The following is a 13,242-nucleotide window of genomic DNA, read 5'->3' as shown; positions in this document are numbered from 1 at the left end:
AAGATGCAACACAGAGAGGATGACGATTGGCCATGGGCGCCCGGATACAAGTCGTGATCGTTGGTGGCGGTACCGCTGGTTGGATGACCGCGGCAACATTGGCCATGAGCTTTGCCGGCCGGCTTGCCGACGTAACCCTGATCGAGTCAGAGGAGATCGGCACAGTCGGCGTCGGCGAAGCGACGGTTCCTCACATCCGATTCTTTAATCAAAGATTGGGTATCGACGAAGCCGACTTTATTCGTCGTACAAATGCGACGTTCAAGCTTGGCATCGAATTTCGCGATTGGGGCCGTATCGGCGACAGCTACATCCATCCCTTTGGCGATTTCGGGCACGACATCGATGGCCTGCCTTTCCACCAGTATTGGGCCCACGCGTCGCGTGGTGGCGCTGACGGCTTACCGACGCTGGAAGACTGCTCGCTGCCGATCGTCGCCGCACGGGACAATCGTTTTACGCCGCCACTCGAGGACCCGCGCTCGATCCGGTCGACCTATTCCTACGCCTATCAGTTCGATGCGACGCTCTACGCGGCCTATCTGCGCGACTATGCCGAAGCGCGCGGCGTCCTCCGGATCGAAGGACGCGTCGATGCGGTCGAGCAAAGCGCGGGTGGTATAGATGCCGTTCGCCTTGCCGATGGTCGGAGGATCGCGGGTGACCTTTTCATCGACTGTTCCGGCTTTCGCGCTCTCCTGATCGATGGCGCACTCAAGGTTAAATATGAGGATTGGTCGCACTGGTTGCCGTGCGATGCCGCATGGGCCGTTCCCACCGCCAATACCGGCGCATTGACACCGTACACCCGGGCAACCGCGCGTGAAGCAGGATGGCAATGGCGCATCCCGCTGCAGCATCGAACGGGGAACGGCCATGTCTTCTCGACACGGTTCACCGACCCGGAAACCGCACGCGCGGTGTTGATGGATAACCTGGAGGCCGAGGCGCTTGCCGAACCGCGCATGCTGCGCTTTCGTACGGGCCGGCGAGATCGGCAATGGGTTGGGAATTGCGTCGCGATCGGCCTGTCCGCGGGGTTTCTCGAACCACTCGAATCGACCAGCATCCACCTGATCCAGCTCGCGATCGGCAAGCTCATCGAACTGTTTCCATCCGGTGGCGTATTCGACCCAGCCGATGAGGCGGAGTTCAACCGCGCGATGGCATTGGAATATGACCGGGTCCGTGACTTCCTGGTGCTGCACTACTGTGCCACGGAACGCGACGATACGCCGTTCTGGCGCTACATGCGAACCATGACCCTGCCCTCGTCGCTGACCGAGAAGATCGCCGAATTCCGCGAGCGGGGCATCGTCGCATCCTATCGAGAGGGCATGTTCCTGCCGGCGAGTTGGCTTGCCGTCTATTACGGCCAGCGCATCATGCCGGACCGCGTGAATCCGCTGATTGCCGGTATTCCGTCAGCGACTTCGCGCGCTCACGTCGCCAGGGTCGCCGCCGCCTGTGCGAGTGCAGCCAAAGTGATGCCCTTGCACGAGGACTATATTGCGCGGATCAAGGCCGCGGCATGAGCCGGGTCGTCGCAATCCTCGGCGCGAACCTGTGCGGCTGGATGGCCGCAGCCGCGCTCGCCCGTCGCCTGCCTCGTGACGCCTATCGTGTCGTCGTGATCGACGATGGCACGAGTGGCGATGGACTGGGGGATTTCGCGCCGGTGATCGCGGTGCCGCCGGCGCTCGGCGGGTTTCATGCCGATCTCGGCATCGAGCCGACGGCGCTTGTCCGCGCAACCGGCGGAGGCCATGCGCTCGGGGTCGCGTTCGGGGGCTGGCGCAACGACGGTGCCGCGGCGTTCCTGTCCTACGGCGGAACGGGCGCGCCGCTTCAGGGTATCGCGTTCCACCAGCTTGCCGGGTGGCTGCGCAAGGACGGGATGCATGTCCGTCTGGCCGACTATGCCTTGTCGGCGGTTGCCGCACAGGCCGGCCGGTTCGCTCTCGAAGCCCCGATTGCGCATGCGTTGCATCTGCCGGTCGAACCCTACACCGCGGTGCTGCGCGCGGCCGCGATGAACTTCGGTGCTTCGTGCGCGAACGCACCGTTGGCCGACGCTCGGATCGACGCAGGCGGCATCGTCGAGATGCTGAAATTGACGGACGGCACCGAAATTGTTCCGCTGCTCGTGCTGGACTGTTCCGGCAGCAGCGCGCGCATCGCGAGCTGGACGGCGCCGGCATTCGAAGATTGGTCGGCATGGCTGCCGTGTGACCGGACGCATACGCAAACGCTGTCAGCAGCGGGCACACCGCCACCCTATACGCAAGTCGACGCGCAGGGTTCGGGTTGGACCGCAACCTGGCCGCTCGGTGGCGCCGACGTGCGCTTGACCTGCGCCGCGGGTGGCGAGGGCACGCCGTTCCGCGCCGGTCGCCGCGTCGAGGCCTGGCGCGGCAACTGCATTGCCCTAGGCGCCGCCGCAGGGCTTATCGAGCCACTGCATCCAACCGCGCTGACCGTACTGCTGCGGTCGCTTGCGCAACTCATCCAGCTTTGGCCCACTGAACGCCGCGCACCCATCGAAGCCAGGGCATTCAATCGATTTACGGCAAACGCCATGACGGGCGCCCGCAACTTCGTCGTCGCGCAGAAGGCCGCAGGCCTTGGCACCGGTGCATTCGGAGACGAGCCCGGCGACACGATGCTTCCCGATGCCGTCAAGGCGAAACGCACCCTGTTTACCGCTCGCGGACGTCTGCCGATGTTCGACGACGAACCGTTCGAAGAGGAGGACTGGGCCGCGATGTTCGACGCGATGGGTCTCGTGCCACGGCGGTACGACGCGCGTGCCGATGCGCTGCCCCTGGCAACGATCCAACAGCATTTCGCCGATCATCGCGCGCGGATCATCGCGCAGGTCCGTGCGCTTCCGCCTTACGCGCACGCCATGGCCGAACTGGCTGCCGCATGACGCTGGGTTCACCTGTCCGTCGCATCGTCATCGTCGGCGGCGGCACCGCGGGCTGGATGGCGGCCGCGGCGCTAGCACGACTGATCCCGACGGGGGCCAGCGTGACGCTGATCGAGTCCGATACGATCGGCACCGTCGGTGTCGGCGAAGCGACTATCCCACCGATCCGGGCCTTCAACGCGATGCTCGGCATCGACGAAGCGGCGTTTCTGGCGGCGACGGCAGGCAGCTTCAAGCTCGGCATCGAGTTTGTCGACTGGGGTGCGATCGGCGAACGCTATCTCCACCCGTTTGGCGGGTTCGGCTTCGATATCGAGGGCGTCCGCTTCCACCAACATTGGCGACGTCGCCGAGCCGCAGGCGTGGTCGAGGACATCGACGCCTACTCGCTGTGCGCGGTCGCCGCGCGGGCCGGGCGGTTCGCCCCCCCCTCGCCCGACCCGGCATCCATATTGTCACAGATGGCGCATGCCTATCATTTCGACGCCGGCCTTTACGCCCGATTCCTGCGAAGTCGTGCAGAACGCGACGGCGTCACGAGGATCGAGGGCGAGATCGGCGATGTCGTTCTCGACGGCGATACCGGGCACGTCCGTCATGTCACGCTCGCCGGCGACCGCCGGATCGAAGGCGACCTGTTCCTCGACTGCTCGGGCTTCCGCGGTTTGCTGATCGAGCAGGCGCTCGGTGCCGGTTACGAAGACTGGACGCGCTGGTTGCCCTGCGACCGCGCCGTTGCGATGCCGACCGCCAATACCGGCACAGCGATCACGCCCTACACCCGCTCGACCGCGCAAGCGAGCGGCTGGCAATGGCGCATCCCGCTGCAACATCGCACCGGTAACGGCTATGTCTACAGCAGCGCGCATTGCTCGGACGACGAGGCCGCCGCGACCTTGCTCGATGGCGTCGATGGACCGCCGCTTGCCGACCCTCGAGTCCTGCGTTTCACAGCAGGGAAACGTCGAAAACAGTGGATAGGCAACGTCGTCGCGCTTGGCCTAGCCTCCGGCTTCACCGAGCCGCTCGAATCGACCAGTATCCATATGGTGCAGACCGGCATCTCGAAGCTGCTGGCGTTGTTCCCCGACCAGGGTTTCTCGCCGGTCGAGATCGATACCTATAATCGTCTTGCCGAGACCCAGTTCGACCAGGTTCGCGACTTCCTGGTGCTTCACTATCACGCAACCCGCCGGACCGACTCCCCCTTCTGGCGCGAAGCGGGTGCGCGGGCGATCCCCGATAGTCTGGCCGAGAAGATCGCCCTGTGGCGACGTCGCGGACGACTGTTCCGATGGGAGGACGATCTGTTCGCCGAAGCAAGCTGGGTCGCAGTGTTGCTTGGGCAAGGCATCGTTCCCGAGGGCTGGGATCGCCTCGCCGATGCGGTCGATCCACGCGACGTAGACGCACGGTTTGATCGTTTGCGCGCGATGTTCGCCGACGCCGCAGCGCGGATGCCGCGCCACGAAGACTATCTCGCCCGCACCAGCCCGACGCGTATGCGCGCATGACCGACGCGCTACGATCTGTAACGATCGTCGGTGGCGGCACCGCGGGTTGGATGGCCGCGGTCGCGTTAGGGCGACTGCTCGGCCCCGCCGGCACGCGCGTGACGCTGATCGAGTCCGACGACATCCCCACGGTCGGCGTGGGCGAAGCAACGATCCCGCCGATTCGTACCTTCCACGCGATGCTCGGGATCGACGAGGTCGCCTTCCTCCGCGCGACCGGCGGTAGCTATAAGCTCGGCATCCGCTTCGAAGGCTGGACGCGTCCAGGCGAGTCCTATGTCCATCCGTTTGGCCAGATCGGTACCGACATCGCCGGCGTGCCGTTCGCCGCGCAATGGCTGCGTGCGCGCCAGGCAGGCGCGGCAGAACCACTGGGCGCCTATTCGCTTGAGGCATGCGCAGCGGAGGCCGGCCGTTTCTCGCGGCCGATCGCGAATGGAAACTCACCCCTGTCGCGGATCGGCTATGCCTATCATTTCGACGCCGGGCGCTACGCCGCGTTCTTGCGCGTGCAGGCCGAGGCATACGGCGTCGTCCGCCATGAAGGGCTGGTCAAACGCGTCGAGCGCGGCCCAGCGGGTATCGCGGCTGTACATCTCGCCGATGGCAGCCGCATCGCCGGCGACCTGTTCCTCGACTGCTCCGGCTTTCGCGCACTTTTGATCGAAGGCGCAATGGAGGCAGGATGGACCGACTGGTCCGAATGGCTGCCCTGCGACCGTGCCGTCGCAGTGGCTTCGGTTGCCGACGCCGCACCGCTGCCGCTCACTCGGGCGATCGCCGAACGCGCCGGCTGGCGCTGGCGTATCCCGCTGCAGCACCGCACCGGCAACGGCCATGTCTTTTCCAGCCGCCACATGAGCGAGGACGAGGCGACCGCAACGTTGCTGGCCGGGGTGGAAGGAGAGACCCTTGCCGAACCTCGCGTGATCCGCTTCGCAACGGGCCACCGCAACTGCTTCTGGGTCGGTAATTGCATCGCTCTTGGTCTGGCGGCGGGGTTCATGGAGCCGCTTGAATCCACCAGCATTCATCTGGTGCAAAGCGGATTGCAGCATCTGCTCAGGATGTTGCCGACGGGCGCCCCTCCCGCCCCGGCAGTGGTCGAGCGCTACAACCGCATCATGACCGCGGAATATACTCGCATCCGAGACTTCCTCGTCGCACATTACCATTTGAATGCGCGCGCAGAACCGTTTTGGCGCGACCGCGCAGCTGCAGCGATCCCTGAAGGCCTGGCCGAAAAGCTCGCATTGTTTCGCGCCGGCGGCCGCATCTTTCGAGAGGCCGACGAACTGTTTAATGAAACTAGCTGGCTTGCTGTGTTGACCGGACAGAACGCCCCCGTCTCAGGCTACGATCCGATCTGCGACGGCATACCGATCGAGACCGCCGCCAATCGGTTGGCTCAGGTCGAACGCGTAGTCGCTACTTCACTGACGCATATGCCATCCCATGCCCATGCAGTCGCCAGATTGGCGTAAACCAGCATCGGCTAATACTCGTGCCGCTCACCGTGGTTGCGGCCGCGGCCCGCCGCCTGCCTGGGCCGCCTTCATCGACGGCACTCGGTCAGCGTCGCTGGAGCGCTTTCAACAGATAGTTGCGGATCCGCTCGGTACGATCTGGCGAGGCTGGGCCGAGCACGCCCCGCGCTGCCATGGGGAGATGATCGCCGGCTGCCGCAGCATCGTCGCCGAACACATAATGCTCGAACCAGGCCCGCCACCCTGCCTTCTCCGCCGGCGGGCGATCGCGCACCGCCATCATGGCATGAACCATCGCGTGAAACGCCGAGACCGTCGGGTCGAACGCCCACCAGTAATTGCACAATACGTTGAGCGTCCCGAACGCCTGGACGTGATGCCACCAGATCGCTGGGATGAACAACGCATCGCCCGGCCCTAGATCGGCGACCAGTGCATGACGCAGCGCCTCGGCATATCGCGGAAACTGGTGCAGGTCCGGCGCCAACGGATCGACCATGCTGGACGGCGGGCCGGCCAGCGTCCGGTCGAGTGGTCCGATATACAGATTGCCGACCTGGTCCGGCGGGAACAGCGTGAAGCGGCGTCGGCCGGCAACTACGCATGCGAGGTTCGTCGAGCCGTCATAATGTGTCGCGGTCTGCGATCCGTTGCCGATCCACAGCCTTGGCGTCGCTCCGCCCAGCGGAAGGTTGATCGGATTGGCTGCCAACCATCCCGGCAAATGCTCAGGCGCGGTTGCCGCGTTGGCGTAGAGGAAATGCCGCTTTTCCTCGGGCACGCCGGACAGCCGCAACAATTCGCTCAGCAAGACCGCCAACGGGGCCTTCTCGCGGTGAAAGTTGAAACCTTCTAGATTATCGCCGCGATAGAAGAAGCGGCCACCGAATTCGGGACCGCCGATCAGCACGTCCATCGGCTTGCCGCCATCACCGAGGCCGGCCAGATACGTTGCGGTCGCGTCGTCGCCACCTTCCGCCGCCCGCACGCTGGCCCAGTGGGCAACCTGCCCTCGCAACACCACCGGGGTAGAGCGTCCCGCTACTTCGGTAGCAAAGGTCTGAGCGTCGACAACGGCGCGCTCTTCGACGCGAACGTCCGTTACGGCGGAATGAATACTCTCCATAGTCCTGCAATAGCAGTAAGATGCGCCTCACCAAATCCTGTTTGAGGCACGGATCGGCAAAACGCATTCACCGTATTTTTCGTGCTGCCGCAGAACCGCAGCGGTCGTCGACATGGCCCGTTGGTCGCGGTTTTATCCAGAAGCAGCGCGTGTGCCTACCAGAGATCCCGCGCAACCAACCCCCGCCCCACCCGTTCTCAGTGGCAATCCAAGCCAATAGGAGAATGACGATGGCCGACAAGGATACCCCGCAGGAAGTCGCAGCGAAGTTCATCGAGAAGCTGAAGGCCAGCCCGTTCGTGATGATCGGCCTCAACGACGGTCAGCATTCCGAGCCTATGACTGCGCAGATCGACGACGATCAGCCCAACACGCTGTTCTTCTTCGCCGGTCGCGACAACCGTATCGCCAAGGGCGGAGCGGCGATGGCGCAGTTCGTCGGCAAGGGCCATGATTTCTTCGCTTGCATGTCGGGCGACGTCTCGACTTCGAACGACCGCATGCAGATCGACAAGCTCTGGAACAACCAGGTCGAGGCATGGTTTCCGGGCGGCAAGGAAGATCCCAACCTGACGCTGCTGCGCTTCGACATCGATAGCGCCGAGCTGTGGGAAACCGATATCTCGGTCGGCGGCCGCCTCAAGATGCTGTTCGGCGGCACGATCCGTTCGGACGAGTCGAGCAGCCATGCGGTGGTAAACTCGATCGCCTGAACCAAATATGGGCGGCCGGTAAAAGGCCGCCCATTTCTCTTACCCGTGCGCGGTGATGAACTCTTCCACCACCGGCGCGATCTTGTCCCGCCAGCGCGACCCGTTGAAAATGCCGTAATGACCGGCCCCTTCCGCCATCAGATAGCGCTTCTTCTCGTCGGGTAGCGCGGTTGCCAACGTCAACGCAGCCTTGGTCTGGCCCAGCCCCGAAATATCGTCGCGCTCACCCTCGACCGCGAGCAGGCCGATGTCGGTGATCGCCGCAGGATCGACCAGCCGACCACGATGCGTCATGATCCCCCGCGGCAGGGCGTGGTTCTGGAATACGACGTCGATCGTCTGGAGATAGAACTCCGCGGTCATGTCGCAGACCGACCGGTATTCCTCGTAGAAATCCTGGCTCTGCGACGCGCTTTCTCCATCGCCCTGGACGAGATGCTTATACATCTCCCAATGCGAGACCATGTGGTTGCCCAGGTTCATTGACATGAACCCGGCGAGTTGCAGGAAGCCGGGATATACCTTCCGCCCCGCACCCGGATAATTCCCCGGGACGGTCGCGATCACGTTCTGCTCGAACCACGCATGCGGCCGCTCGGTCGCTAGCGTGTTCACTGCGGTCGGTGCCTCGCGCGTGTCGACGGGACCACCCATCATCGTCAGCGTCTTCGGACGGCACGGGTTCTTGTCCGCGCTCATCAGCGCGACGGCCGCATAACACGGCACCGAGGGCTGGCAGACGGCCAGCATATGCGTGCCCCCCTGCCCCTCATTCGCGCCGATCGTCTCCAGATATTCGATCAGATAATCGATGTAGTCGTCGAGATCGAACCGCCCTGCCGACAGCGGCACGCTGCGCGCGTCGCGCCAATCGGTGATGTAGACGTCGGCGAACGGCAGCATCCGCTCGACGGTGCCGCGCAGCAGCGTCGCGTAATGGCCGGACATCGGCGCGACGATCAGCAGCTTCGGACCGCCCTCGACGCCCTCGCGCACGAAGCGCTTTAACTGCCCGAAGTCCTTCCGGAGCACGATCTCCTCGCGCACCGCGACCTCGCGACCGTCGATCGTCGTCGTATCGAGGCCGAAGGCAGGCTTTCCCCGCGTTGCATTCGCGTGTGCGAACACTTCGAGTGCCGACGCGACCACCGTGCCGCCGCCCAAATAGGCGAACGGGTTTGCCGGATTGTTGAGCATATCCGCGCCGAAGCTCGCCATCTTGCTGGCGCCGGCCATCATCGAACGCTGGAATTCATAGGCATCGTAGAGCATGCGGTATCCTCTCGCCTCATCGGGCTTTGCACGGTGGTAACGCAATTTTGCCGCAGTGCAACGCGCGATCGACCGCCGCTCCGTCCCGCGCGACCGGATCACCGCTTTCGGCGACGCCCGGTTCTCGTTGAGCGCCACCCCCGCCACTGCTAGGCACCGCGCATGGCCAAGCCGATACCCGAAGAGAAGACGTCCCGCCGGATCGGCGATCTCGCGATGGTGTGGCGTCACGCCTCCCAATACCCCCGCCAGATCGCATTCGCGGGGCTCGCGCTGATGATGACGTCGGCGGCGACGATCGGCATTCCGTACGGGTTCAAGCGCGTCATCGACCGCGGCTTCGGCCCCGGCGCGGGCGGGTCGGTCGCGAACTCGTTCCACTATTTGCTGATGATCGTCGTGGTGCTCGCGCTCGCAACCGCAGTGCGCTTCTACTACGTGTCGTGGCTAGGCGAGCGCGTCGTCGCGGATATTCGCACCAACGTGCAGCGCCACCTCCTCCGGCTGACGCCGCGCTTCTTCGAGGAGAACCGCCCGTCAGAGATCGCCTCGCGTCTCACATCGGATACGGCGCTGATCGAACAGGTCGTCGGCAGCACGGTGTCGATCGCGCTGCGCAACACGTTCACCGGCATCGGCGGGCTGATCTACCTGTTCGCGATCTCGCCGAAGCTAGCGGGCATGCTGATGATCGGCATCCCGCTGATCATCCTGCCGATCGCGCTGCTCGGCAAACGCGTGCGTAATTACTCGCGCACGTCGCAGGACCGCGTCGCCGACGTCGGCTCGATCGCCACCGAGACGCTCGGCGCGATGAAGGTCGTGCAGGCATTCGGGCAGGAAGACCGCGAGGCGATCCGCTTCTCCGACGCGGTCAGCGCGACCTTCGCCGCGGCTCGCGCCCGGATCATGCTCCGCGCGGTGATGACGGCAATCGTCATCGGCCTCGTCTTCGGATCGATCACATTGGTCCTGTGGGAAGGCGCAATCGACGTCGCCGCCGGCCGCATCAGCGGTGGCGCGATCGCTGCGTTCGTGCTGACCGGAGGGATCGTCGCCGGCGCGTTCGGCGCGTTGACCGAAGTTTACGGCGACCTGTTGCGCGGCGCCGGTGCGGCCGGACGCCTGTCCGAGTTGCTCCGCGAAAAGCCCGAGATCGCCGCGCCCGCCAACCCGGTCGCCCTGCCCCAACCGCCACGCGGCGCGCTCGCGTTCGAGGGCGTGCAGTTCCACTACCCGACGCGGCGCGATGTCGCCGCGCTCAACGGCTTCTCGCTCGACGTGAAGCCGGGCGAGACGGTCGCCGTCGTCGGCCCCTCCGGCGCAGGCAAGACGACCCTCTTCCAGCTGGTCCAGCGCTTCTACGATCCCGACGCCGGCCGCGTGACGCTGGACGGCATAGACCTGCGCGACGCCGACCCGGCGGAAGTCCGCGCCCGCATCGCTATGGTCCCGCAGGAGACGATCATCTTCGGGGCCTCGGCGCGCGACAACCTCCGCTACGGCGACTGGACCGCGACCGACGACCAGCTCTGGGCCGCCGCCGAAGCCGCCAACGCCGCCGAATTCCTCCGCAAACTACCCGAGGGCCTCGACACGTTCCTAGGCGAAGGCGGCGCACGGCTGTCGGGCGGCCAGCGCCAGCGCGTGACGATCGCCCGCGCGCTCCTCCGCGATGCGCCGATCCTGCTGCTCGACGAGGCCACCAGTGCGCTCGATGCCGAAAGCGAGCGGCTCGTGCAGGAAGCGCTAGAGCGGCTCATGGCGAACCGTACCACACTGGTCATCGCGCACCGCCTAGCGACCGTACGCGCGGCAGAGCGGATCATCGTGATGAGCGACGGTCAGATCGTCGAGGAAGGCTCGCACGCGTCGCTGATGACCAACAGCGGACTCTACGCGCGGCTCGCCAGCCTGCAGTTCAACGAGGCCGCCTAGACTTTCTTGGGCTTGGGCTTTTTCGGTTTCGGCATTGGCAGTTCCGCGGTCGAGATGCGGACGAGTTCGGCCAACCAGTCGGCATCGTCCCAGCGATCGGCATCGACCAGCAGGCACGGTTTCGCGCCGGGATAGGGCGGCGCTTCGTCGATCGCCCCAACGAACGCGCGGCCGCCCGGTGTCGGTTTGACGAAGAGCTGCTCGTCACAGATCAGCGCGACCATCCTGCCGTCGCAATAGACGCCGTATTCGCCGAACATGGGCTTTGCGGAGACATCCCCAGCCGCGGCGAGCTGTTCGACGATAAACGCGACGGTTTTTGGATCGCATGCCATCGGGCGATACTCGCAGATCGATGCGCGCATGGCGAGCCGCGCAACGGCGTTTCTCTTGCGACGGCGCGCACACACGCGCAGAACTGCCGTCAAACAGGAGATGGATATGCGCGACTTCGACATCATCATCTACGGCGCGACCGGGTTCACCGGCCGGCTTGTGGCGGAGTATCTCGTCCAGACCTACCCGACCGGCGTTCGCTGGGCGATGGCCGGGCGATCGCTCGCCAAACTGCAGGAGGTCCGCGACCTGATCGGTGCCCCCGCCGACACGCCGCTGATCACCGCCGACTCGGACGATCCCGCCAGCCTCCGCGCGATGGCCGAACGCGCCACCGTCGTCATCTCTACGGTCGGACCGTACCAGCTGTACGGCTCCAACCTCGTCGCCGCGTGCGCCGCGACCGGCACCGGGTATGTCGACCTATGCGGCGAGCCAGCCTGGATGCGCCACATGATCGACGCGCATGAGGGCGAAGCGACGCGGACCGGCGCACGGATCGTGTTCTCCTGCGGGTTCGACTCGATCCCTTTCGATCTCGGCGTGCTCACCTTGCAGGAAGCGGCGAAGGCGAAATACGGCATCCCAGCGCCTCGCGTAAAAGGCCGCGTGCGCAAAATGCAAGGCACTTTCTCCGGCGGCACCGCAGCCAGCCTCAAGGCAACGCTTGCTGCCGCCGCGCGCGATCCCGGCATCGTCAAGCTGCTGACCAGTCCGTTCGCACTGACCCCCGGCTTCCAGGGGCCGCATCAGCCGACCGGGTTGCTCCCCGAATACGATACGACCATCTCGGCCTGGGTCGCGCCGTTCGTGATGGCGCCGATCAACACCAAGAACGTCCACCGCACCAATTTTCTGCTCGGCGAGGCCTATGGTGCGGACTTCGTCTATGACGAGATGATGGTCGCGGGACTGGGCGATCTCGGCAAGGTCGCTGCCGAGGCGATCGCCAAGTTCAATCCCTTCTCGGGCGACAAGGGGCCGAAACCGGGCGAAGGCCCGTCGAAGGAAGAGCGCGATGCCGGCCATTACGACCTGCTGTTCGCGGGCATCATGCCCGATGGCGAGCGGATCGACGCGGTCGTCACCGGCGACCGCGATCCGGGCTATGGCTCGACCAGCAAGATGATCGCCGAGGCGGCACTGTGCCTAGTCCAGGACGTGCAGGGCGATGGCGGCATCTGGACGCCGGGTGCGCTGATGGGCACGAAACTGCGCGACCGGTTGGTAGCGAAGGCAGGGCTGACCTTCACGGTCGGGTGATCAACCGCGAAAGAACCGCGTGGCGATCCAGGCGATCAGCACCGACACGATGATGGCGATCGGCACAGCGAGACGTCGGCGTCGCTCGACGGCAGCATAATGCGCGTCGAGATCGAAATAGAAGCGACCTGGCGCGGTTTCGCGGACGATGCCGTTGGTGCGCAGCCGATCGAACGTCGCCTGCTCCGGAGCGTCACGAGGTTGGAATGCGATCGCATCGTCGGGTCCGATTGCGTGTCGTGCCAGAAACAGTGCCGGGATGACTCCGCGAATCCGATGCGGACGCGACGCCATCGGCATGCCGGATGGGCTCGGATTTACCGGCGAGAGCTTATTCGGCAAGCGTGAAGACCGTCGCCGCCGCCGCAACGCTTGCAGCCACGCCCGACACCCCGACGATCGCTGCTGCACGTAGTCGTACCGAAGCGCGAAATGCGCCGAGCTTTCGCGCATCGAGATGATAGCGCCCGGCCCCGTCTTCGACGATCGCGCCAAAGACCCGAAGTTGGCGGAACATCCGCGCGTCCTTCGCTACATAGGCGATCGCACGATCAGCCGACGTGGCCCGTGCCGCGACGAAATCCTTGACGATCCGTCGGCGCGATCGGCCTAGAATAAGTCCCCGCATACTTCTTCCCCCCGCGCCGATCTCGCATAGCGC

Annotated in this window: 12 protein-coding genes; 7 read left to right on the top strand and 5 right to left on the bottom strand. The window is 65.0% G+C overall.

What is annotated here, in order from left to right; all coding sequences use genetic code 11:
- Positions 1-32 precede the first annotated feature (32 nt).
- Genes AC59GX_RS03685 through AC59GX_RS03670 form a run of 4 tightly spaced genes read left to right on the top strand, consistent with a single transcriptional unit; the run spans position 33 to position 5,930 of the window.
- On the top strand, positions 33-1,535 hold the full coding sequence (locus tag AC59GX_RS03685; RefSeq protein ID WP_426280932.1) for a tryptophan halogenase family protein: 1,503 nt from the start codon (positions 33-35) through the stop codon (positions 1,533-1,535).
- Positions 1,532-2,932 carry a tryptophan 7-halogenase gene (locus AC59GX_RS03680; protein ID WP_426280933.1) on the top strand — a complete coding sequence of 467 codons (1,401 nt, stop codon included), beginning with the start codon at positions 1,532-1,534 and terminating at the stop codon, positions 2,930-2,932. The genes AC59GX_RS03685 and AC59GX_RS03680 overlap by 4 nt, the downstream gene beginning before the upstream one ends.
- Positions 2,929-4,446, top strand: a complete 1,518-nt coding sequence (locus AC59GX_RS03675) for a tryptophan halogenase family protein (RefSeq protein ID WP_426280935.1) — start codon at positions 2,929-2,931, stop codon at positions 4,444-4,446. The genes AC59GX_RS03680 and AC59GX_RS03675 overlap by 4 nt, the downstream gene beginning before the upstream one ends.
- Entirely contained in the window at positions 4,443-5,930 is a 1,488-nt protein-coding gene (locus tag AC59GX_RS03670) for a tryptophan halogenase family protein (RefSeq protein WP_426280936.1), read from the top strand. Before AC59GX_RS03675 ends, AC59GX_RS03670 begins: the two co-directional genes overlap by 4 nt.
- An 88-nt stretch (positions 5,931-6,018) precedes the next feature.
- Here the strand turns inward: AC59GX_RS03670 and AC59GX_RS03665 are convergent, their stop codons facing one another.
- Positions 6,019-7,059: a cupin-like domain-containing protein gene (locus AC59GX_RS03665; RefSeq protein ID WP_426280937.1), complete on the bottom strand. Its 1,041-nt coding sequence runs from the start codon at positions 7,057-7,059 to the stop codon at positions 6,019-6,021.
- Positions 7,060-7,289: 230 nt separating this feature from the next.
- Between AC59GX_RS03665 and AC59GX_RS03660 the strand changes: the two genes are divergently transcribed.
- Entirely contained in the window at positions 7,290-7,772 is a 483-nt protein-coding gene (locus AC59GX_RS03660; RefSeq protein ID WP_426280938.1) for a pyridoxamine 5'-phosphate oxidase family protein, read from the top strand.
- Positions 7,773-7,811: 39 nt separating this feature from the next.
- Here AC59GX_RS03660 and AC59GX_RS03655 read toward each other — a convergent pair whose 3' ends face one another.
- Positions 7,812-9,044 carry a polyhydroxyalkanoate depolymerase gene (locus AC59GX_RS03655; protein ID WP_426280939.1) on the bottom strand — a complete coding sequence of 411 codons (1,233 nt, stop codon included), beginning with the start codon at positions 9,042-9,044 and terminating at the stop codon, positions 7,812-7,814.
- A gap of 162 nt (positions 9,045-9,206) precedes the next feature.
- On the opposite strand from AC59GX_RS03655, the gene AC59GX_RS03650 reads away from it, so the two are divergent.
- The gene (locus AC59GX_RS03650; RefSeq protein ID WP_426280940.1) at positions 9,207-10,982 is read left to right on the top strand and encodes an ABC transporter transmembrane domain-containing protein; all 1,776 of its coding nucleotides are present in this window, start codon (positions 9,207-9,209) and stop codon (positions 10,980-10,982) included.
- Here the strand turns inward: AC59GX_RS03650 and AC59GX_RS03645 are convergent.
- Positions 10,979-11,347 (bottom strand): TfoX/Sxy family protein, encoded by a 369-nt coding sequence (locus AC59GX_RS03645; RefSeq protein ID WP_426280941.1) that lies wholly within the window; start codon positions 11,345-11,347, stop codon positions 10,979-10,981. The two genes, AC59GX_RS03650 and AC59GX_RS03645, sit on opposite strands and share 4 nt — an antisense overlap.
- A gap of 76 nt (positions 11,348-11,423) precedes the next feature.
- Between AC59GX_RS03645 and AC59GX_RS03640 the strand changes: the two genes are divergently transcribed.
- On the top strand, positions 11,424-12,581 hold the full coding sequence (locus AC59GX_RS03640; protein ID WP_426280942.1) for a saccharopine dehydrogenase family protein: 1,158 nt from the start codon (positions 11,424-11,426) through the stop codon (positions 12,579-12,581).
- Here the strand turns inward: AC59GX_RS03640 and AC59GX_RS03635 are convergent, their stop codons facing one another.
- On the bottom strand, positions 12,582-12,881 hold the full coding sequence (locus AC59GX_RS03635; protein ID WP_497300833.1) for a hypothetical protein: 300 nt from the start codon (positions 12,879-12,881) through the stop codon (positions 12,582-12,584).
- 31 nt (positions 12,882-12,912) lie between these two features.
- Positions 12,913-13,209 carry a hypothetical protein gene (locus tag AC59GX_RS03630; protein ID WP_426280944.1) on the bottom strand — a complete coding sequence of 99 codons (297 nt, stop codon included), beginning with the start codon at positions 13,207-13,209 and terminating at the stop codon, positions 12,913-12,915.
- Positions 13,210-13,242: the final 33 nt, after the last annotated feature.

This window comes from Sphingomonas sp. 320_CC (assembly GCF_059691795.1).
The sequence above is the reverse complement of the archived record's forward strand: the minus strand, read 5'-3'. Positions and strand labels throughout refer to the sequence as shown.

What these genes read in the sequence shown, in the direction of transcription:
- AC59GX_RS03685 (WP_426280932.1), top strand. Translation starts at nt 33, where the DNA reads ATGGGCGCCCGGATACAAGTCGTGATCGTTGGTGGCGGTACCGCTGGT.
- AC59GX_RS03680 (WP_426280933.1), top strand. Translation starts at nt 1,532, where the DNA reads ATGAGCCGGGTCGTCGCAATCCTCGGCGCGAACCTGTGCGGCTGGATG.
- AC59GX_RS03675 (WP_426280935.1), top strand. Translation starts at nt 2,929, where the DNA reads ATGACGCTGGGTTCACCTGTCCGTCGCATCGTCATCGTCGGCGGCGGC.
- AC59GX_RS03670 (WP_426280936.1), top strand. Translation starts at nt 4,443, where the DNA reads ATGACCGACGCGCTACGATCTGTAACGATCGTCGGTGGCGGCACCGCG.
- AC59GX_RS03665 (WP_426280937.1), bottom strand. Translation starts at nt 7,059, where the DNA reads ATGGAGAGTATTCATTCCGCCGTAACGGACGTTCGCGTCGAAGAGCGC.
- AC59GX_RS03660 (WP_426280938.1), top strand. Translation starts at nt 7,290, where the DNA reads ATGGCCGACAAGGATACCCCGCAGGAAGTCGCAGCGAAGTTCATCGAG.
- AC59GX_RS03655 (WP_426280939.1), bottom strand. Translation starts at nt 9,044, where the DNA reads ATGCTCTACGATGCCTATGAATTCCAGCGTTCGATGATGGCCGGCGCC.
- AC59GX_RS03650 (WP_426280940.1), top strand. Translation starts at nt 9,207, where the DNA reads ATGGCCAAGCCGATACCCGAAGAGAAGACGTCCCGCCGGATCGGCGAT.
- AC59GX_RS03645 (WP_426280941.1), bottom strand. Translation starts at nt 11,347, where the DNA reads ATGCGCGCATCGATCTGCGAGTATCGCCCGATGGCATGCGATCCAAAA.
- AC59GX_RS03640 (WP_426280942.1), top strand. Translation starts at nt 11,424, where the DNA reads ATGCGCGACTTCGACATCATCATCTACGGCGCGACCGGGTTCACCGGC.
- AC59GX_RS03635 (WP_497300833.1), bottom strand. Translation starts at nt 12,881, where the DNA reads ATGCCGATGGCGTCGCGTCCGCATCGGATTCGCGGAGTCATCCCGGCA.
- AC59GX_RS03630 (WP_426280944.1), bottom strand. Translation starts at nt 13,209, where the DNA reads ATGCGGGGACTTATTCTAGGCCGATCGCGCCGACGGATCGTCAAGGAT.